This window comes from Salinicoccus sp. CNSTN-B1 (assembly GCF_054792835.1).
The window spans coordinates 460,183-478,311 of the sequence record NZ_JBTWMN010000004.1 but is presented as its reverse complement, the minus strand read 5'-3'; the positions used below and the strand labels follow the sequence as shown (position 1 = coordinate 478,311).

Annotated in this window: 20 protein-coding genes and 2 pseudogenes; 6 read left to right on the top strand and 16 right to left on the bottom strand. The window is 49.3% G+C overall.

Annotated elements, in window-relative coordinates; genetic code table 11:
* Window positions 1-157: 157 nt before the first annotated feature.
* Both ACYF68_RS02840 and ACYF68_RS02835 read left to right on the top strand, forming a co-directional pair.
* Complete coding sequence (locus tag ACYF68_RS02840; protein ID WP_461045332.1) at window positions 158-328, top strand: hypothetical protein; 171 nt, start codon at window positions 158-160, stop codon at window positions 326-328.
* Window positions 279-1,382: a hypothetical protein gene (locus ACYF68_RS02835; RefSeq protein WP_461045331.1), complete on the top strand. Its 1,104-nt coding sequence runs from the start codon at window positions 279-281 to the stop codon at window positions 1,380-1,382. The genes ACYF68_RS02840 and ACYF68_RS02835 overlap by 50 nt, the downstream gene beginning before the upstream one ends.
* 108 nt (window positions 1,383-1,490) lie before the next feature.
* Here ACYF68_RS02835 and ACYF68_RS02830 read toward each other — a convergent pair whose 3' ends face one another.
* Window positions 1,491-2,612, bottom strand: coding sequence for a M20 metallopeptidase family protein (locus ACYF68_RS02830; protein ID WP_461045330.1), 1,122 nt, complete (start codon window positions 2,610-2,612; stop codon window positions 1,491-1,493).
* A gap of 234 nt (window positions 2,613-2,846) precedes the next feature.
* Here ACYF68_RS02830 and ACYF68_RS02825 point away from each other — a divergent pair, with 234 nt between their 5' ends.
* From ACYF68_RS02825 to ACYF68_RS02810, 4 genes are all read left to right on the top strand, one after another.
* Window positions 2,847-4,010 (top strand): acyl-CoA dehydrogenase family protein, encoded by a 1,164-nt coding sequence (locus ACYF68_RS02825; protein ID WP_461045329.1) that lies wholly within the window; start codon window positions 2,847-2,849, stop codon window positions 4,008-4,010.
* Between the two features lie 83 nt (window positions 4,011-4,093).
* On the top strand, window positions 4,094-4,648 hold the full coding sequence (locus ACYF68_RS02820) for a transposase (protein ID WP_461045328.1): 555 nt from the start codon (window positions 4,094-4,096) through the stop codon (window positions 4,646-4,648).
* A gap of 73 nt (window positions 4,649-4,721) precedes the next feature.
* Entirely contained in the window at window positions 4,722-5,351 is a 630-nt protein-coding gene (locus ACYF68_RS02815) for an IS3 family transposase (RefSeq protein WP_461047459.1), read from the top strand.
* The gene (locus tag ACYF68_RS02810; RefSeq protein WP_461045327.1) at window positions 5,348-5,650 is read left to right on the top strand and encodes an integrase core domain-containing protein; all 303 of its coding nucleotides are present in this window, start codon (window positions 5,348-5,350) and stop codon (window positions 5,648-5,650) included. Before ACYF68_RS02815 ends, ACYF68_RS02810 begins: the two co-directional genes overlap by 4 nt.
* Before the next feature lie 105 nt (window positions 5,651-5,755).
* On the opposite strand, the gene ACYF68_RS02805 is transcribed toward ACYF68_RS02810, so the two are convergent.
* The 15 genes and pseudogenes from ACYF68_RS02805 to fmdA all read right to left on the bottom strand — a co-directional run bounded on the left by ACYF68_RS02805 (window position 5,756) and on the right by fmdA (window position 17,953).
* Window positions 5,756-8,299 carry a heavy metal translocating P-type ATPase gene (locus ACYF68_RS02805; protein ID WP_461045326.1) on the bottom strand — a complete coding sequence of 848 codons (2,544 nt, stop codon included), beginning with the start codon at window positions 8,297-8,299 and terminating at the stop codon, window positions 5,756-5,758.
* A complete protein-coding gene (locus tag ACYF68_RS02800; protein ID WP_461045325.1) occupies window positions 8,296-8,688 on the bottom strand; it encodes an ArsR/SmtB family transcription factor in 393 nt (130 codons plus the stop codon). Before ACYF68_RS02800 ends, ACYF68_RS02805 begins: the two co-directional genes overlap by 4 nt.
* A 149-nt stretch (window positions 8,689-8,837) precedes the next feature.
* A complete protein-coding gene (locus ACYF68_RS02795; RefSeq protein ID WP_461045324.1) occupies window positions 8,838-9,575 on the bottom strand; it encodes an IclR family transcriptional regulator in 738 nt (245 codons plus the stop codon).
* A gap of 108 nt (window positions 9,576-9,683) precedes the next feature.
* Window positions 9,684-11,150 carry an aldehyde dehydrogenase family protein gene (locus ACYF68_RS02790; protein ID WP_461045323.1) on the bottom strand — a complete coding sequence of 489 codons (1,467 nt, stop codon included), beginning with the start codon at window positions 11,148-11,150 and terminating at the stop codon, window positions 9,684-9,686.
* 43 nt (window positions 11,151-11,193) lie between these two features.
* Window positions 11,194-11,577: a hypothetical protein gene (locus ACYF68_RS02785; protein ID WP_461045322.1), complete on the bottom strand. Its 384-nt coding sequence runs from the start codon at window positions 11,575-11,577 to the stop codon at window positions 11,194-11,196.
* A gap of 29 nt (window positions 11,578-11,606) precedes the next feature.
* Complete coding sequence (locus ACYF68_RS02780) at window positions 11,607-11,996, bottom strand: DUF3726 domain-containing protein (RefSeq protein ID WP_461045321.1); 390 nt, start codon at window positions 11,994-11,996, stop codon at window positions 11,607-11,609.
* Window positions 11,978-12,633 (bottom strand): annotated as a pseudogene (locus ACYF68_RS02775) (dipeptidase). The gene ACYF68_RS02780 and the pseudogene ACYF68_RS02775 overlap by 19 nt, the downstream one beginning before the upstream one ends.
* Window positions 12,611-12,802 (bottom strand): membrane dipeptidase, encoded by a 192-nt coding sequence (locus ACYF68_RS02770; protein ID WP_461045320.1) that lies wholly within the window; start codon window positions 12,800-12,802, stop codon window positions 12,611-12,613. Before ACYF68_RS02770 ends, ACYF68_RS02775 begins: the two are co-directional and overlap by 23 nt.
* A complete protein-coding gene (locus ACYF68_RS02765; protein WP_461045319.1) occupies window positions 12,772-12,993 on the bottom strand; it encodes a hypothetical protein in 222 nt (73 codons plus the stop codon). Before ACYF68_RS02765 ends, ACYF68_RS02770 begins: the two co-directional genes overlap by 31 nt.
* Window positions 12,994-13,356: a hypothetical protein gene (locus ACYF68_RS02760; RefSeq protein WP_461045317.1), complete on the bottom strand. Its 363-nt coding sequence runs from the start codon at window positions 13,354-13,356 to the stop codon at window positions 12,994-12,996.
* Window positions 13,357-13,391: 35 nt separating this feature from the next.
* Window positions 13,392-13,838 carry a hypothetical protein gene (locus tag ACYF68_RS02755; protein ID WP_461045316.1) on the bottom strand — a complete coding sequence of 149 codons (447 nt, stop codon included), beginning with the start codon at window positions 13,836-13,838 and terminating at the stop codon, window positions 13,392-13,394.
* Window positions 13,839-13,856: 18 nt separating this feature from the next.
* Window positions 13,857-14,702 (bottom strand): hypothetical protein, encoded by an 846-nt coding sequence (locus ACYF68_RS02750; protein ID WP_461045314.1) that lies wholly within the window; start codon window positions 14,700-14,702, stop codon window positions 13,857-13,859.
* Between the two features lie 52 nt (window positions 14,703-14,754).
* Window positions 14,755-16,264 (bottom strand): annotated as a pseudogene (locus ACYF68_RS02745) (BCCT family transporter).
* 241 nt (window positions 16,265-16,505) lie between these two features.
* Window positions 16,506-16,769, bottom strand: coding sequence for an FmdB family zinc ribbon protein (locus ACYF68_RS02740; RefSeq protein ID WP_461045313.1), 264 nt, complete (start codon window positions 16,767-16,769; stop codon window positions 16,506-16,508).
* Window positions 16,769-17,953 carry a formamidase gene (gene fmdA, locus ACYF68_RS02735; protein ID WP_461045312.1) on the bottom strand — a complete coding sequence of 395 codons (1,185 nt, stop codon included), beginning with the start codon at window positions 17,951-17,953 and terminating at the stop codon, window positions 16,769-16,771. The genes ACYF68_RS02740 and fmdA overlap by 1 nt, the downstream gene beginning before the upstream one ends.
* Window positions 17,954-18,129 lie beyond the last annotated feature (176 nt).

Below are 18,129 nucleotides of genomic sequence, written 5' to 3'. Positions count from 1 at the left end.
GGAGCTTATCTGGGGTGGGGATTATTATTGCCGCTTTCCGTAAAATGGCCATGGGAACAATCCCGAAAAAAGCCGAAAATTTATATACATAAAACATATTTTTTGTCATTATGGTTATATAAATAACAAGAATGTTTAAATGATAGGAGCCGGATATATGGAAAGGATCAGCATCGCACTATTCACAGCACCTGGCATCGCCGGCCGCGTCAGTGCGAACCTTATAGATAACTTGCCCGGCATGCTCGAATATTACATTACAGATGAATATCAGTGGTATGTCGATTATCAGGAGGATATTCTCACGGGGGACGAACGATTCATATAAGGTCATAGAAGCTGTGTCGGATAAGAAGGACCAGGGGGATTGGGATTACGCCATCGCCTTGACTGATCTGCCAGTTTTTGAAGACGAGAAACCAGTGGTCGCCGAAGCATTGAGAGATAAAAATGTCGGCTTCATCAGCCTGCCGGGATTCGGCTTCACCAAAATGGAGAAACGGGTACAGGAAGCCATATTGCAGCTGGTGAATGAAATCTATTACGGTACATCTGATTCATCACGTGAAGAGGCACAGGAACATATCGACTCGAAAGATCCACAGAAATACGATGCTTTGCGCAATAAAGGGTCGCGCGAACTTATCGGGGGTCGATTGTTCGAACGTTTTTCACCCCTTATCCGTGAAAGGCCCATCGAGGAAGACGCTGGGGTTGCCGTCCGCTATACCGTCAAATCGCGCATGAGTGGCATGCTCCGCATTATTTCTGGTATGGTTTTCGCCAATGAGCCATGGAAGATGTTCCCATCATTTTTGAAGATACTGATCATCGCCTTTACGACTGGATCATATGCTTTGGTGTTTCCAACATTATGGAAATTAAGCGATGAGTACAGTGTAATACGACTGTTCCTACTTATGTGTGCAGCCATCCTGGCACTTGTCGGATGGATCATCATGGCCCATCAACTTTGGGAAAAGAAAGATGAAAATAACAACAAATTCATACGCAAAATGAACAATGCTTCGACTTTCTTTACATTACTCCTAACCGTCATGATGTATTATGTTCTTCTTCTCATCCTATTTCTGGCGACGACCTTCATGCTGGTTCCGCCAAGTGGACTCGAAACCCAGTTATCACGTGACATCGCCATCTTCGACTTTCTCATCATCGCCTGGACTGCAGCCAGCATCTCGACCCTCATTGGGGGACTCGGCTCAGCTTTCGAAGACGAGCAGGTTGTGCTCGACAGCACATATGGCTACAGACAGCGCCAGCGCCATGAAAAGATCAAAAAGCAGCGTGAGAAGGAAAAGGAGAAGGAAAAAGCACAGCGAGAAGAATACGAAGGTGAAGACGAAGACGAAAATAATTAATGTTCCCCCTGACCATAGCCGAATGTATCCGGCTGATGGTCGGGATTTTTTATCACTTGTCTTTCTTCAATGTCCGGAGTGTATCCAGGGCAATCTCTGTCATGCCTTCTATCCCGTAGGGAATCGCATCTTCATTAAATCTGAATGAAGGATTATGAAGTGGTTTCTGGGTGTCCCCGGTTGAACTCCCGAGCCAGTAGTATACACCTGGATAGTTCTGCAAAAATCTGCTGAAGTCTTCTCCCCAAGACTCGGTTTGACGACAGGCAACGCTTTTTCACCGTATAGGCCAGAAAGCGTCGTATGGACTTGATCCGCCCATTTACGGTCATTCACAGTTGCCGGATACCCGTCGAAATACTCGATTTCGACTTCTGCTCCCATGGCAGCCGAGACATTTTCCACGACTGCAAAGAACCGCTTCTTGACTTTATGCTTCATAGCCGCACTTTGGGTGCGGATCGTGCCTTCCAATAAGGCAGTTTCAGCGATGACATTATATTGTGATCCAGCATTGAATTTGCCGATTGTCACGACAGCCGGATCGAAAGGATCTGCATTTCTGCTGACTATCGTCTGGAGTGCCGTGACAATCTGGTTGGTCGCCACTATGGCATCGGTGGTGTCGTGGGGCATTGCAGCATGGCCGCCTGACCCCGTCACTTTTATCTTAAAGCGATCCGAGTTGCCCATGATCGGTCCGGCCATGACACCGAATTCACCCGGCGGCAACTGTGGCCAGACGTGCTGGGCGATCAACACTTCCGGTTTGTACTCGTCAAACACCCCGTCATCCATCATGCGCTGCGATCCGCCTGTCGGCGATTGCTCTTCAGCAGGCTGGAAGATCAACAGAATGCTTCCTTCGATTTCTTTTCTTCGATTAAGCAGGTTTTTGGCGGTGCCGTACAACATGGCTGTGTGAGCATCATGACCGCATGCATGCATCACACCCTCTTTTTCGGAAGAGAATGGTTCTCCTGACATTTCCGTTATAGGCAATGCATCAATATCCGCCCTGAGTCCGATGACCGGCCCGGGCTTCTCCCCTTCAATGACCCCAAGCACGCCGGTACCGGCATACCCCCACGTGTACGGCACTCCAATGTCATCCAACCTCTGCCGGATCCGCCTCGATGTTTCATGCTCCTCGCTGCTCAGCTCGGGATTGCCGTGCAGTTCACGTCTGAACGCCACTACCTCTTCTATGATTTCTGGATCTATTGCCATTGATATCCCCACTTTACTGAAAAATCTGTATTATTTGATAATAATATCATATTTCAGTCCATTCCCAAATATTCCACCTCAGCAGAAATGTGACTTTGGCACATATGCATGAATCGATGTAGGAAAAAATGGAAGAATAAGCAAAGCGCTTTATTTTATTCAATTGAGAAGTACAATGGTAGTATGATGATTTAAATCTTACTTTCAAGGTATGCTTTATAGGAGGCGCATTATATGGATACATTACAAGCATTGGATCAAAGTGGCCGCTTGGCTCTGACTCGCGAGACTGCCAAGCGGTTCAGGGAGACTTCGCGGATGCATGATGAAAATATCAGCTTTCCTTTCGAGAATTTTGAAGCGTTGAAAGAAATCGGGTATCCCGAGCTATCTATCCCCAAAGAATATGGCGGTGGTGGCATTTCGGTCGAGGAACTGATGCGGCACCAGGAGATCATCGCACGGTATGACGGTGCCACTGCACTGGCCATCGGTTGGCATATGGGCATCATCATGGACCTCGGTGAGAAGCGTGAGTGGGATACGGAAAAATACAGACGCGTCGTCCAGGATGTCTTAAATGACGGAGCCTTAGTCAACAATATCGCTACGGAACCGGCGACCGGCAGTCCGACGCGCGGAGGCAGGCCAGAAACGACAGCACGGAAAGAGAATGGCAAATGGGTCCTGAACGGACGCAAGACATTCGCCACACTGTCTCCGATACTTAAATATGCCATCGTCAGTGCAACGATCGAAGGCAGTGACGAGGTCGGCAACTTTACTGTCGATACTGCCCTCGAAGGGGTCACAGTGGATGAAACATGGAACTCCATTGCCATGCGTGCGACCGGCAGCCACGATCTGCTTTTGGAAAATGTGGCAGTCGAAGAGGATGACCTCGTATCCTACCGGACACCAGGTAAAAAGCAACCGGCCGGATGGCTCCTTCATATACCCGCCTGTTACTTGGGCATCGCACGTGCTGCACAGCGTTCTGCTGTACAGTTCGCCAAGTCCTATTCGCCGAACAGCATTGAAGGCACCATCTCAGAACTGCCGAACGTCCAGGAAAAACTTGGGCAAATTGAATTGATGCTGATGGAAGCGGAGCATTTCCTCTACTCCGTCGCCAAGCAGTGGGACGACAGCGACGAGGAGGCACGTGCCGAGATGGGTGGCACGCTCGGTGCGGTCAAAACATCGGTCGTGAACAAAGCGGTAGATGCGGTCGACCTTGCGATGCGTGTCGTCGGAGCGAAGAGCCTGTCGGAAGACAGCGACCTCCAGCTGCATTACCGCAACGTGCGCGCCGGCATCCATAATCCACCAATGGACGACATGGTGATCATCGGCCTGGCCAAAAACAGCATCAGTAGGATCAATGAAGATGAATGAACACAAAAGGAGAAAGCCGTCTGAGGTGCTACCTCCTAAGTTTACAGATGAAAGAAAAAATCTGTAGCTTAGGAGGTTTTTTAATGGCCAGACATTGCAGTTTCAAAGAAAAGATGGCAATTATAGAGCATTATTTAACACATGGTGATATGAAGACGACCAGCAGACGATTTGAGGTTAGTAAAACAACCATTCATCGATGGGTGTTAACGCATCAAGAGAAAGGGCCTGAGTCACTGGCAGTCAGAAGACGGCATCATACCTATTCAACCGATTTCAAAGAAAGAGTCATCCTTGAGTATTTAGAGCAGGGCATTGGGTATCTCCCACTCGCAAGGAAATACGATATTGCTTCTGATACTACAGTCAAACAATGGGTCATCGAGTATACTGAAGGTAAAAGATTAAAATCGACCTTTGGGGGTGCGCGCTCTATGACGAAAAGCAGAAAGCCGACATATGAAGAACGATTGGAAATCGCACAGTATCACGCAACCCATGATGTCAGTATCCGTGAGCTCTCAGAACGATTCGATGTCTCCTATCAACAAGCGTATCAATATGTGAAGAAGTACGAGAGAGCGGGGCAGATGGCCTCGAAGACCGACGGGGCCGCCCTAAACCGGAAGCAGCGTTGACTGAAGTCGACAAACTGAAGCGTGAGCTGGAAATCGAACGGAATAAGCTTAAAAAAGTGGAAGTGGAGAATGCATTCTTAAAAAAGTTGGAAGAACTCGAGAGGAGACGCAAGTAAGCCGGGTTCGGGGTCAACGGATTCATGAAGCGATCACAGAACTGCACAGCGCAGGCTACTCCATCTCTGAACTGTGCGCAGTCGCAAACATCAGCCGCCAAGCGTATTATCAGTACCAAAAGCGCCAAAAAACGAAGAATGAAATTGAAAACGAAACAATTGCCGCATGCATCGCGGACTTCTACATCAAGTACCAGGGGGTGCCGGGGTATCGCATGATGCGTCACCTTGTGAACCGTCATTTGAACACGGCCTACAGTCGTAACCGTATCCTGCGCATCATGCGGCTGATGGGCATTCAGTCCGTCACACGGAAGAAGAAGATGGTCCGCACCATGAAATCCGGCGACTTCACGGCAAAGAATGGCCTGGGCCGACAGTTCATCTCGGAATTTAAGAACGAAAAGTGGTTGACCGATGTGACCGAGTTCAAGTTGAAGACTGGCCGGCGGGTCTTCATGTGTGCGATTCTCGATCTGTTTGATAACAGTATCGTCGCTTACCGATTCGGTCTCAGTAATAATAACCGGCTGGTGTTTGATACACTCAAGGCAGCGCTCGCAGCCAATCCAGGCGCCTCCCCATGATCCACAGTGATCGCGGCTTCCAGTTCACATCATATGGTTTCAGAAAGATTTTAAAGGCGCATGGCATGACGCAAAGCATGTCCCGTGTTGGCAAGTGCATTGATAACGGGCCGATGGAGTCGTTCTTTGGCAAACTGAAATCGGAACGGTACAATCTGGTGCGGAAAGATACTGGATATGGGACGTATCAGCAACTCATAGATGATCTGGATGTCTACATCCATTTTTACAATCACGAACGCCCGCAAGAGGTACTCTACGGCCTTACGCCTGTCGAATTACGCAAGATTGCCGCATAAAAAAACTGAGATTCTAATCGATTAGAATCTCAGCAAAAATTATTTTATTCATCTGTAAACTTTAGTGGTACCAGATCAGTCGGCTTTCTCCTTTTATATTTCCAACTATTTCTGTCTGAGCAGGCGCATACTGTTCAATATGACGATGAGTGCCGCACCCGTATCGCTCAACACTGCCATCCACAGTGTCAATATGCCTGGAAATATCAACAGCAGTGCTGCGAATTTCGTCAGCAGTGAGAACCAGACGTTCTGTTTGATGATGCGCAACGCTTTCTGGCTCAGGCTGATGGTATGCGGCAGTTGTTCAAGATTATCCGCCATCAGCACAATATCCGCCGTCTCCATTGCAGTATCCGTTCCAGCACCACCCATGGCGATGCCGAGATCTGCGGTTGCGAGTGCCGGAGCGTCATTGATGCCATCCCCGACCATCGCCACGAAGCGTCCTTCATCCTGAAGCTGTTTCACAGCCGAAACTTTGTCTTCAGGCATCAATTCTGCAAAGTAGCGGTCGATGCCTGTCTCCGCTGCAATATTTTTTGCGGTACCTTGGTTATCCCCGGTCAGCATGACCATTTCGCTCATGCCCATCTTCTTGAGTTTATCTATCGACCGGACTGTGATGTCACGGATCGTATCGGCGACTGAAATCAAGCCGAGTGCTTCTGAACGCGTCCCCACTACGACTAGAGTATTGCCTGCAGCCTGTAATGTATCAATCTGCTCTTCCATGTCGCCGAGTTTCACACCCATTTCCTTGAATAACTTAGGGTTTCCTGCAAAGTATTCCAAGCCATCAATCGTCGCTTGGGCACCCTTACCAGCTATGGTCTTATAATCTTCACCGGGTTTGGTTCCGATATTTCTCTCCTCAGCATAGCCGATGATCGCTTTGGCAATTGGATGGGTGGAATGTGCCTCTATTGTGCGTGCGATGCTTAGGAGCGTCTCGGAATCTTTTTCGAAAGAGATGACTTGGGACACTTTCGGTTGGCCTTCAGTCAATGTACCTGTCTTGTCAAATGCAATCGCCTGGATGGCCCCCGCTTTTTCGAGGAATGTACCCCCTTTTATCAGCACACCGTTATTCGCCGCATTACCGATCGCTGAAACGATTGCTACAGGTGTCGATATGACCAGGGCACATGGACAGGCGACAACAAGCAGTGCAAGGCCTTTATAGAGCCATTCTCCCCATGTGCCGAATCCAAACAGCGGCGGTCCGACCATCACCAGCAATGCAAGAATGAAGACGATTGGTGTATATACGTTCGCAAACCGATCGACGAAGGCTTGCGTCGGGGCTTTCTGCTCCTGCGCTTCTTCGACGAGGTGGATGATTTTGGCAATCGTTGTGTCTTCCACCAATTTTGTCACCGTGACTTCAAGGGAGCCGCTTTCATTGACTGTTCCCGCATAGACGGTGTCCCCCTGCTCTTTATCGACAGGGAGCGATTCACCTGTAATCGGTGCCTGGTTGACGCTCGAAGAACCTGTCACCACTTCACCATCAAGCGGCATCTTTTCGCCCGCCCTGATGACGATGACGTCGCCGATCTCAATCTCTTCTACAGGTTTGGAGATGAGGGTGTCCCCACTTTTGACATTCGCTTCCGATGGTGCCAAATTGATGAGTCCACGGATGGAATCGCGGGTCTTTTCAATGGACCTGTTCTGCAAGGAGTTCCCTAATGCAAACAGCCACACGACCATCGCACCTTCGAACCATTCGCCGATAAGAGCGGCACCAATGGCAGCTGATGCCATCAGGACGTTCATATCCAATGAGCCACTCTTGATGGCGTAGTATGCACTCTTGACCGGCTTCACTCCACCAATGACGATGGCAGCTGCATAAAGCAGTGTCACTATGTTTTCTGGCGTACCAGTGAACGATAATATGAAGCCAAGAATCAGGAAAGTACCGGATAATGTGGTCGTCGGTATGCCTTTTCTTTTTACCGCAGAAGCTTCACTTTGCCCTTTTTCCTCCAACGAGGCATCAAAGCCTGCCCGCTTCACTTCTTTGATGATCTCCCACGGCTGCAGTGAGTGGTTGACATGCATTTTGCCAGTGGAAAAATTGACTTTCACATCTTCCACATTTGGATTTTTGCCAAGATGCTTCTCGATGGTCATCGCGCAGGAACCGCAATCCATCCCTTCCACCTTATACGTTTCAGTGCCGCGCCCTTTATTCAATCGAGATGCTTCAAAACCTAATTTATGGACTTGCTTGGGTATTTCATCATGCACACCCGCTCCATTTGCTGCTACTGTCATTTTTCCGGTGCTGTAATTGATCTGGACCGATTCAATATCTGCTCTTTTCTTCAGACTTTTTTCTATGGTTGCCGCACAGGAAGGACAATCCATTCCTTCTATGCGGTATTCTACAGAATTCAGAGGAGTAGCGGATTCTTCCTCTGAAGCTGCAGCATTTCCGTCATTCCCTGAACTGCAGCAACTCGAGGTGCTCGCACTCGCTTTTGGAGTGGAAGAACAGCAGCTGGAAGTTTCTTCAGCCTTTTCTGCAGTAGATGAGCAGCAGCTTTCTCCCTCTACACTTTCATCTTTTACTTCTGTCGCCCCTCCACTGCAGCATGTTGATTTTTCTGATTCACGTTCTTTCAGTGCCTGCTTCATTTGTCCACCCCCTCTTTAACTGTTTCTTCATTTGAGTGCACCAGGGCGATTGAAATCAACTGGTGCACGTGATCATCAGCCAATGAATAGAACACCAGCTTCCCTTCCTTGCGGCTTTTCGCTATATTCATGTTCTTAAGCAGTCTGAGATGATGCGAGGTGGAGGCAGTCGTCGCTCCGATGATATTCGCCACATCACAGACACAGAGCTCCTTTTCCAAAGTAAGTGCATAGGCAATCTTCATTCGCGTCTTATCTGCCAGCGATTTGAAGATCATCTCTACACCCGCCACCTCTTCGACCCGTGGCTGTATACGGTTGACCAGCGCTTCATCATAACAGAATGTTTCGCATGTATCAGATACTGTTTTATTTAAAGTGTCATTCATGTTCACACCTCATTCAAATGATCATTTGATTATACTATAAGCGTACACAGAGAACGTGTCAATCAGTATATTCAAATAGAATTTTGAATGATATATTTCCACAATAAAAAAACGACTCCAGATAGACTGGAATCGCTTAAAATAATTGCTCACTCAAATCCCTGTTCAATATCTGCCGTGGCCGCAAGCAGCGTGGGCACGTGGGATTGTACCATTTCATCACTGAACCGGAAAGAGGGACCAGAGATCGATAAGGCGCCGATGAGGCGGTTTTGCTGATCATAGACGGGTGCAGACAACGCAGATACATTATCGGTTATCTCCCCATAACTTAAAGCATATCCGTGTTCGAGTACTACTTCAATCTTCTTTTCAAGCACTTGACGCTCTGCATCTGGCAAGGTCGCCAATATCTTTTCCCTTATGTCATCTGGCTGATATGCCAACAATACGCGCCCTGTCGCCCCACTATGTATCGGCAGTTCACGACCGACGCCGGTGGAGCGCCTTATTTCCTGCTGGCTTTCATATTCAATCAGACACAGCCGCTTATACCCGCTCGGTATGTAGAACCCGACCGTCTCTTCGGTTACATTGCGCAACTCGAGCACTTTGGGCTCGATGAGAGAAGAAAATGGCAACTGAGTCAGTATTCTATTGGAGTACTCCATAAAGACGGTGCCGAGCGAGTACAACTTGGTCTGCTCGTCCTGGAAGACGAACCCTTCCATCTTCAATGTGGTCAATAGACGGTGTGCGATTGTTGGGGAGATGTCAAGGTCGCGGCTTATATGGCTGATGCTCTGTGGCCCTGGGGTCTCTTTCATATGGTCGAGGATCTTCAGGGCACGCAGGACAGTTGTTGAGATATCGGATTTTGTTTTCATGGATACCCCTCTTTCTTTAGTAGAATGCATCTATTGTATCATAGGGAAACCTATCGAAATAAAGCAGTGTGGATGATGCATGCCATCACCCACACTGTTTCACTCTGTCTATTTACTCTTGATGTAGCGCGTCTTGTACTGGCAATAGAAGTCCATGCCCTCGCTGCCGAGTTCCTTATATGTGCCGGTACTGGATTGTTTGTATCCGCCGAACGGCGCTTGGAAGAATGTCCCCGTCGTTGTCATATTGACTTTGACGATGCCCGCTTCAATCTCAGATAAGGCCCGATTCATATACTCCAGGTTCTTCGTGCAGATGGACGACGACAGGCCGTAGTCGACATCGTTGGCGACTGCGATGGCTTCATCGATATCCTTGACTTCAATGATGCTGCTTACCGGACCGAACACTTCCTGCTGTGAAATCTTCATCGAAGGCTTCACACCACTGATTACAGTCGGTTCTACGAAGTAGCCATTCTCGAGCCCCGGACCTTCCGGGATGCCTCCGCCTGTAAGCACTTTTGCCCCTTCATCTCTGGCGCTCTGGATGAGGTCGAGTGTCGATTGGCGTTCGGATTGGTTAACCTGCGGCCCCATGTCGACGCCTTCATCCATGCCGTTACCCACTTTCAGCTGCTTCGTCCGCTCAACGAGCTTGTCGGTGAATGCTTCCGCAACCTTTTCATGGACGATGATTCTGCCCGTTGCAGTACATGCCTGGCCGGTCTGTCCGTAGGCACCGGCGGCTGCAAGCTGTACCGCTTCGTCGATATCTGCGTCCTCCATCACGATTAATGGATTCTTCCCACCCATCTCAAGTAGGCAGCGCTTCATATCCTTTGCCGCTTCGGCATAGATTTTTTGGCCCACCGGGTTGGATCCCGTGAAGGTCACCGCTTTGACCGCAGGATGATGGATCATTTCCGGGACGAGTTTCCCCGGTGCGATGACTGAATTGACGACACCCTCCGGCACTCCAGCACGCCTGATGATATCCATGAATTTCATGACGGTCAACGGTGTTTCTGAAGAAGGTTTCAATACGACCGTGTTGCCGCTCGCGATGGCTGGGGCTGTCTTCCAGGCTGGAATCGACAGCGGGAAGTTCCAAGGTGTAACCACCAGCACCACGCCAAGAGGCTCAGGCTTGGTCTCGATCTGGATGCTCGGCATATCAGCTTCCAGTATGCTGCCTTTTATCCTACGGCATTCGCCTGCATAAAATTTGACGATGCCGGCGGCATAACCGATTTCTTTCACTGCATCGTTATATGTCTTCCCCTCTTCCTGGACCATCACCCGTGCCAGATCATCCTTCTCCTCTTCCATCAGTGCGGAAATCTTGTACAGATATTCACCGCGCTGTGGAGCTGGGACGTCCTTCCATTCTTTGAAGGCTTCGGATGCGGATTCGATCGCGCCGTTTAGATCTTCTGAGGTGGACTGGTAGAATGAGGCCACCACTTCTTCTGTGTTGGCGGGATTTACGCCTTGCTTCAATTCCGCACCGGATGGTTTAACCCATTCCCCGTTGATGAAATTCTTCAATACTGTCTCTGTAGTCGTCGTCATAAATGATTCCTCCTATATATTATCCCTAAATGATTTGATCGTTTCAGCGGGCGTTTTCTCCGGCACCGCGGTTTCTGGATTCCTCCGTCGCTTCGACGAGCGTCTGATGCCCAATGCCGTCAAGCATCCGCCATGTGGATTCATCCACTTCCGCGCCGTTGAAATAGGCCTTTTCGAATACCGCCTTCAAATGTGCCGATTCAGTAAGCTTAATTTCATCGTTCTGCGAAGCGCGCCTCAGTTTTCTGACACACGATGTGATGACTTCAGTATCGGTGGTGCATACCATCCAGAAATCGTCAGTCGATAAACCGGCCGTTTCGTATCTGCCCAATTCCTCGGTCAGGTTGCGTTGCATCACTTCCTCGGCAACAGGCCCCTCTGCAAAGATTGGGAAGGCGATCTCCGGGGTCGCGAATATCCACATCGGGCCGCCTGTTTCAGTCTTATAGTTGATCAGGCATCCCCTGCCCGGGAAGCGATATAGTGGCCGGCGTAGGCCAATAATCTTGAACGGGTCGTATTTCCCATATATACGCGGACCGTATTCCGCGACTCCGCCATCGCCAATGCATAGTCCGCCATCAATTTCCCTAAAATGATGGCACTCTGTCCGTTGCCGTCGAACCGGCACAATCCGTTTTCTTCAGAGACCATTTCGATGCTCTCCATGCCGGATGAAGGCATATCCGAAATTTCCTGCTTCAGCACTTCCATACCATTCAATCCTGCAAATTCACTCCACGCCACCACCCCGGCCCCATCATCGGCACATCCATAGGGGATGCCGAATGCCCGGAAGACTTTTTTGCAGTGGATGAACAGTTCTACAAATGATACACGCATTGTTCCGCCTCCTTTTCGGTCTTAAAGCCATCCGTAAAGAAACGTAACCAGTTGCCTCCCATCACTTTAGCCACTTCCTCGTCGGTCATGCCTTTTTGCCTGAGCCCGTAGATGATGTTCGGGAAATCGGCCGGTGTCTGGAACCATTCCGGCCATTCCGGCCACGATGGGTTGGCTTTGCTGCCGGCCCCGTAATCCATCTCATGCGTCCATCTTCCCATACGCATCCAATGCAGGAACTCGACAGACATATTCAATGTCAGGTCAGTCCCGAGTCCGACATGATCGATCCCCATGAATTCGACGGTCTGGACGATCATGTCGCAGAATTCTTCCAATGTCGTCTCCTTGCCGTTGAGCAGGTGGGGATAGGCACAGACCCCGAGCATCCCCCATTTTCCTTCAGGGCGCGGAGCACCGCTTCAGATTTATTGCGCTTGGTCGGATAGATCCAATCGGGATTGGCGTGGGTGATGGCCACCGGACGCGTAGATAATTCGATCGCGTCAAGCGTCGTCTGGTCCCCAACATGCGACAGGTCGATGACCATCCCGACCCGGTTCATTTCCTTAACTACATTGCGACCGTAGCGTGAGAGCCCAGTGTCGGTATCTTCATAACAGCTGCTGCCGACCAGATTTCTGGTTGTTGTAGGTGAGCTGCATCACCTTCACCCCAAGCTGATTGAATACGGAGACCAATGACAGCTCATCTTCCAGTGCAGACGTGTTCTGGGCACCGAGGATGACACCGATCTTGCCTGCCTCTTTGGCTTTCAGGATATCCTCCCCTTCGAAAACCTGCATGACCAAATCGTCGTTTTCTTTGAAGAAGCGGTGCCATCCCCGACCTTGCTCAGCGTTTCGCGTGCATTCTCCCACAATCCGCAGCAGGCATGCACACAAGTCACGCCACCTTCCTGCAGCAGATGCAGGAAGTCACGATCCCAATTACTCAGTTCCAATGCATCTATCACAATCATATCTTGTTGTTTCATTTATTGACCCCCTTCTAATACTGGCAATTCCGGGAATACCCAGTTGTCCAGATACAGCTTTCCAACCTCTTCCACTAATGGCGCCCCCTGGAACAGCGTGATGCGCACCCAACGGTTCGACTTTGGGTTGAAGCGTTCGGCGCCGAAAAATGACAGTTTACAGCGCAGAAGATGAAGCGGCATGAAATCCCTGCTCAGGAAATTAGCTTGGATTTCCCCATATTCATAACCTTCCAGCGACTGCACCCTTTGGATGATGCCTTTGTAGTCCGGATATTTCAAAATGAATGATGCCACCATCTCACCAGGCTCAGCCAGCTTCAAGACATCATAGAGTGCCTGCACCTGTTCTGCGATGTTCATGGCCATCTCTTTATCGTCACCGGGGTCTTCTCCCCTTATCCCAAGCCGCGGCTCCTCTTTTCTTTCGAACGGTACCAGAAATAATATTTCTCGTCGGGATCATCAAAGTCGTATTGGAAAACCCAGTGGTATTGTTCATCTATCAATGACTGCAGATGCCCAACCGTCATGCGTGGCTCGATCTGATACGTCTCGTCCACATTCATGCATCGCTCCAGATCTACGACATGATCCGTATACAGCTCAAGCAGAAGAGTATGCAACAATTCCTGCATTTCGATCGAGACCGACTCGGCTGCGACGTTTGATAGATCATGCCAGACATCCTCGGTGGGCCGTCCTTTCAAACGTCCATCCCGCCTGTAACCCAGAACCAACTCTTTGATATAGGCGTTCTGCTCAGCTATAGTTTCCGGCTTCAATATAATCTCCCGGTCGATGAGGTTGGAATCCTTGAAGTAGTCCCCACGCGGTCCAGCCACTCGACAAGCAACATCAGATCATCTTCCGATGGTTTGATATCCTTCACTCCTGGCAATGGCCTGTTCCCGTACATAGATCCATTGGTGGATCAGTCTCGGATGGGCAATCAGGAAGGGTGCCATGCCGAGGCCAGTTGCATTCCCGGTACCGATATAGCGCTTGATGTCGGGTTGCAGCTTCGCAGCCTGTGGGTTCCTTTGTTTGGCGATGTGCTCAACCAGGTCTGTACCGAACTGCCTTAGCATATAGACCGCAAACATCTGTGCCTGGAACGGACCGCTGAATGGGTGGTCATTCTTTATTTTTTCATATGGTGCCAAACCAAACTTGCCGTTGCCATATACCGCTGTCGTACGCAGCAGGTAACCCACTTCGTTTAATATTTTGGGGTCGGGCTGCTCCTCTTTGACAAGGCAATCAATCACATAATCGAATATGCGGTTGCTTTTATTGGCACGTGACCACACCAGATCATGTGCGTCTCCACGCCCCGCCTCCTGCTTCGGCAGCTCACGCTTCATCCGTTCCAGTTTTTCTTCAGTGACTTCACCCTCACACAGGGCGAACGTGACATCCCACTTTTTCGAGATGACGCGGTCGCTCCTTTCATCATCATCGATGTCCGAAGATATGACGACGAATGAAAACGTATGTTTCGGTGTATCAATGCCATATACTGCGTGCCCATATCCCTTCTCATCCAGTTCAAGCGTACGGCATCCGATCTGCCAGTTCTCACGCATCATATGTCTGAGCAGGATTCTCAGGAAACTCAGGCTCGTCAACCTGAAGGCTCCAATCCGCTCCAATGTCATCACTTCTGAAGCCGGACGCAACTTATGTCTTTCATGCTTTACTGCCATCAACATTGCACCTCCATCAACCATCCTTTAAATTCGCTCATATTCTTATGCATCAAGTGATATCCTGTTCCTTGGCGAGCGCTGCGCATACTCTCGGTGCACTCCAGAAGTGGTCAGCATCAACAGCGACACGGGTACTGCCGTCACCACGATGAAGGACTGGAGCGAACTCACGCTGTTTTCACCTATCGTCAGCAGGATGATGGCCACTGCGCCCATCACACCCGCCCAAAATACCCTCATCAGCTTGGATGGATCTCCATCTCCGGTGATGGCCATTGAGATCGTGAATGACATTGAATCCGTCGTCGTCAGTACGAATATGATTGTAGCGAGCAGGAAAAGGATGCCCAATACCAAACCGAAAGGCAGCTGTTCCGTGATCGCAATCATCGCCGCCGGTGCACCGTTGCTGTTCAATGCGGTGGATACCGAGCCGGGATTTGCGAGTTCCTGAAAAATTCCCGTGCCTCCGACCACCGTAAACCAGAATGTCGTCACCACCGGTGCGATTATCGCCACGGCCAAGACGATCTCACGGATCGTCCGCCCTCTTGAGATGCGGCTGGTAAATATCGCCATCATCGGGCCATATCCTAAAAACCAGGCGAAGAAGAATACGGTCCATCCGTTCAGCCAATCATTGTTGCCGCGGTATGTACTCATGCCGATGAAGTTCTGCATATAGGAGCCGAAAGACTGCAGATAGGAATCAAAGATGAATAATCCGGGGCCCAGTACCAGCATCGCCCCTACGAGGAGAAGCGCCAGGACTACGTTGTAGCTGCTGAGGATCTGAATTCCCTTATGGATGCCTGTTGCGGCTGAAACCGCTGCAGCGGCAACAATCAAAGCGATGATGATCAGCTGCACCGCCAACGTATTGGGTAGGCCGAACAGAGCACTCATCCCATAACCCGCCTGCAATCCAAGGAAACCGATCGGTCCGATTGTCCCAGCTGCCACAGAGATGACCGAAAATACATCTACCAAAGTTCCGAGCACGCTGTTCTTCATGATCTTGTCACCAAAGATGGGATATAACAATGCTCGTGGCTTGAGTGGCGCCCCGCGATGATAATGGGCATACATCAATACGAATGTGCCGAGTGTCCCTAGGATCGCCCAGGCGAGGAACCCCCAATCCACAAAGCTTGTGGTAAGTGCCGGTGTCACTGCGGCCTCCGTCCCCGACGTGATGTCATTGAAGTGCGGCGGTACGCTTAAGAAGTGGTTCAGCGGTTCAGCTGCTGCCCAGAATACGCCGCCACCTGCCAAAAGCGTACACATAATGACTGAAATCCATTTGAAGTTGCTGATTTCAGGCTTGTCTATGTTTCCTAGGCGGATACGGCCGAACTTCGAAAATCCGAGAAACAGTGCGATGAGGAAAGTCCCAACATTAAAAATTGGTAGACTGAACCAAAATATTTTACGGATATCGTAAATAAAGCGCTTACAAAACTGGTTATAAATTCCTGGTTGATCAGCCCCACTACCACAAAGGCGAGCAAAAGTCCCCCGCTTATCAATAATACTGGCATATCAACCTTGGCAGTCATCTCATCTGGGCGAGCCAAAATGATCCCTCCTTTATATATGATAAGGTACATTTATTTTCCGTTAATAGGAATTCTATACCGTTATTTAACTAAAAGATAAATCATATCAAATACATTGTCAATGATATTGTTCGATTTTTCTGATAACATTTTTTAATTTTCTCCCTCATTCTATATGGCATATAAAAAAGGAGAAGACACGAGGGCCTTCTCCTTTTCTATCTAAATATATATTTGTACTTCACATCATCCAGGGCCTAGGATTCCTCTCCTTCTGCCTGATATTATTCTTCGGCAGATTTTCCTTCTTTACGACTCTTGGTGTCATGCCCTGCTCGATACGCTTCGTCACTTTAGTATCGAGGTAATTTGTTCGGAATACTTGAAACACCCTTTTGCTTTCAGACCCACACTCGGGGCACTGATCGGCCGCAAGGTCTTCTGTGCTCCGTTTCCATATCTCATAGCTGCCGCATGTACTGCATTCAAATGTATACCGTGGCATCAGTCGAGCTCCGGAATGATGTTCTGATCGAATATTTCTTTAGGAAGCGACAATGTACAGCAGGCGTTCGGAATGTCTACAATGCCTGCGACATGGCCTTGAACGGGAGCGGAGCCAAGCAACATATAGGCCTGTTCGCCGGTGAAGCCTAAAGTCTTCAAGTATTCGATTGCATTCAAGCATGCATTACGGTAGGCGGTGTTCGCATCCAGATATTCTTGTGTCCCGTTGAATTCATTGACTGAGATACCTTGGAATACAAGATATTCATTGTAATGCGGCATTACTGGACCAGGTTGGAACGCAGGGTTCTTTTCGATATTATGTTTTTTCATGCCGCCTTTGATGACGTCAACTTTAAGCTCAATCCATCCGGGCATCTCGATGCCTCCACAGAAGGTGATCTCACCATCTCCTTGAGAGAAATGCAGATCACCCACAGATAATTTGGCACCTTCTACAAATACCGGGAAATAGACTCTGGAGCCTTTGGAAAGGTTTTTGATATCACAGTTTCCGCCATTTTCCCTCGGTGGCACTGTTCTCGCCCCTTCTTTGGCCACACGGTCATAATCTTCTCCCTTCAATGTACCGAGGACGGTCGAATCCGCATCCGGAAGATTGGCAAGTGGCGGCACACGCTGAGGATCTTTATCGACAAGCTTCTGTTCGCGTCTGTTCCATTCATCCAACAGCTCCTGGGACGGCGCCACGCCGATCAGGCCCGGATGGATGATGCCTGCAAATTTGACGTTCGGCACGTGCCTCGATGTCGCATAGATGCCTTCAAAGTCCCAGATGGACTTTGCTGCCTCTGGATAATGCTCGACCAGGAAGCTACCACCATTCTCTTTAGCGAATATGCCGTTGAATCCCCATTCATGACTGCTGAACGTCCCAATATCCAAAATATCGACAACAAGCAAGTCACCAGGTTCCACTCCATTGACGTACACTGGGCCGCTCAATACATGCACACGCTTCAAATTCACCTTCTCAATATCCGAAGGGTCATCATTGTTGCTGATCTGGCCATCCGTCCAATCTAGACACTCCATCTTGAAAGATTCACCAGGATCAACTGAAAAGGCCGCCGGGATATCCGGATGCCATCGATTGTGGCCGGGATGCTTCTGTTCATGCATTTTCTTCGATAGGTCAATTTCAAAAATCTTCTTGGACATTTTAAAACCCCCTGATCAATTTTAGAAAGCGCTTTCATTTATAATTGTAGCATCAACGGCCACAATATTCCATATTATTTACAATTTCCACCATAAGGGTGCACTTTCCTGTTCGCGATGGTCGGGGTATCGCCACTCTGTTTTGACCCCCATCCCTCTCTGTGCCACAATGAATA

Bases quoted from the DNA above. Each gene is read 5' to 3' on its own strand.
- fmdA (WP_461045312.1), bottom strand. From the start codon at position 17,953: ATGTCCAAGAAGATTTTTGAAATTGACCTATCGAAGAAAATGCATGAA.
- ACYF68_RS02740 (WP_461045313.1), bottom strand. From the start codon at position 16,769: ATGCCACGGTATACATTTGAATGCAGTACATGCGGCAGCTATGAGATA.
- ACYF68_RS02835 (WP_461045331.1), top strand. From the start codon at position 279: ATGTCGATTATCAGGAGGATATTCTCACGGGGGACGAACGATTCATAT.
- ACYF68_RS02785 (WP_461045322.1), bottom strand. From the start codon at position 11,577: ATGTGGATATTCGCGACCCCGGAGATCGCCTTCCCAATCTTTGCAGAG.
- ACYF68_RS02795 (WP_461045324.1), bottom strand. From the start codon at position 9,575: ATGAAAACAAAATCCGATATCTCAACAACTGTCCTGCGTGCCCTGAAG.
- ACYF68_RS02805 (WP_461045326.1), bottom strand. From the start codon at position 8,299: ATGAAGCAGGCACTGAAAGAACGTGAATCAGAAAAATCAACATGCTGC.
- ACYF68_RS02825 (WP_461045329.1), top strand. From the start codon at position 2,847: ATGGATACATTACAAGCATTGGATCAAAGTGGCCGCTTGGCTCTGACT.
- ACYF68_RS02840 (WP_461045332.1), top strand. From the start codon at position 158: ATGGAAAGGATCAGCATCGCACTATTCACAGCACCTGGCATCGCCGGC.
- ACYF68_RS02765 (WP_461045319.1), bottom strand. From the start codon at position 12,993: ATGAAACAACAAGATATGATTGTGATAGATGCATTGGAACTGAGTAAT.
- ACYF68_RS02820 (WP_461045328.1), top strand. From the start codon at position 4,094: ATGGCCAGACATTGCAGTTTCAAAGAAAAGATGGCAATTATAGAGCAT.
- ACYF68_RS02750 (WP_461045314.1), bottom strand. From the start codon at position 14,702: ATGGCAGTAAAGCATGAAAGACATAAGTTGCGTCCGGCTTCAGAAGTG.
- ACYF68_RS02800 (WP_461045325.1), bottom strand. From the start codon at position 8,688: ATGAATGACACTTTAAATAAAACAGTATCTGATACATGCGAAACATTC.
- ACYF68_RS02780 (WP_461045321.1), bottom strand. From the start codon at position 11,996: ATGCGTGTATCATTTGTAGAACTGTTCATCCACTGCAAAAAAGTCTTC.
- ACYF68_RS02810 (WP_461045327.1), top strand. From the start codon at position 5,348: ATGATCCACAGTGATCGCGGCTTCCAGTTCACATCATATGGTTTCAGA.
- ACYF68_RS02830 (WP_461045330.1), bottom strand. From the start codon at position 2,612: ATGGCAATAGATCCAGAAATCATAGAAGAGGTAGTGGCGTTCAGACGT.
- ACYF68_RS02770 (WP_461045320.1), bottom strand. From the start codon at position 12,802: ATGCAGGTTTTCGAAGGGGAGGATATCCTGAAAGCCAAAGAGGCAGGC.
- ACYF68_RS02760 (WP_461045317.1), bottom strand. From the start codon at position 13,356: ATGAACATCGCAGAACAGGTGCAGGCACTCTATGATGTCTTGAAGCTG.
- ACYF68_RS02790 (WP_461045323.1), bottom strand. From the start codon at position 11,150: ATGACGACGACTACAGAGACAGTATTGAAGAATTTCATCAACGGGGAA.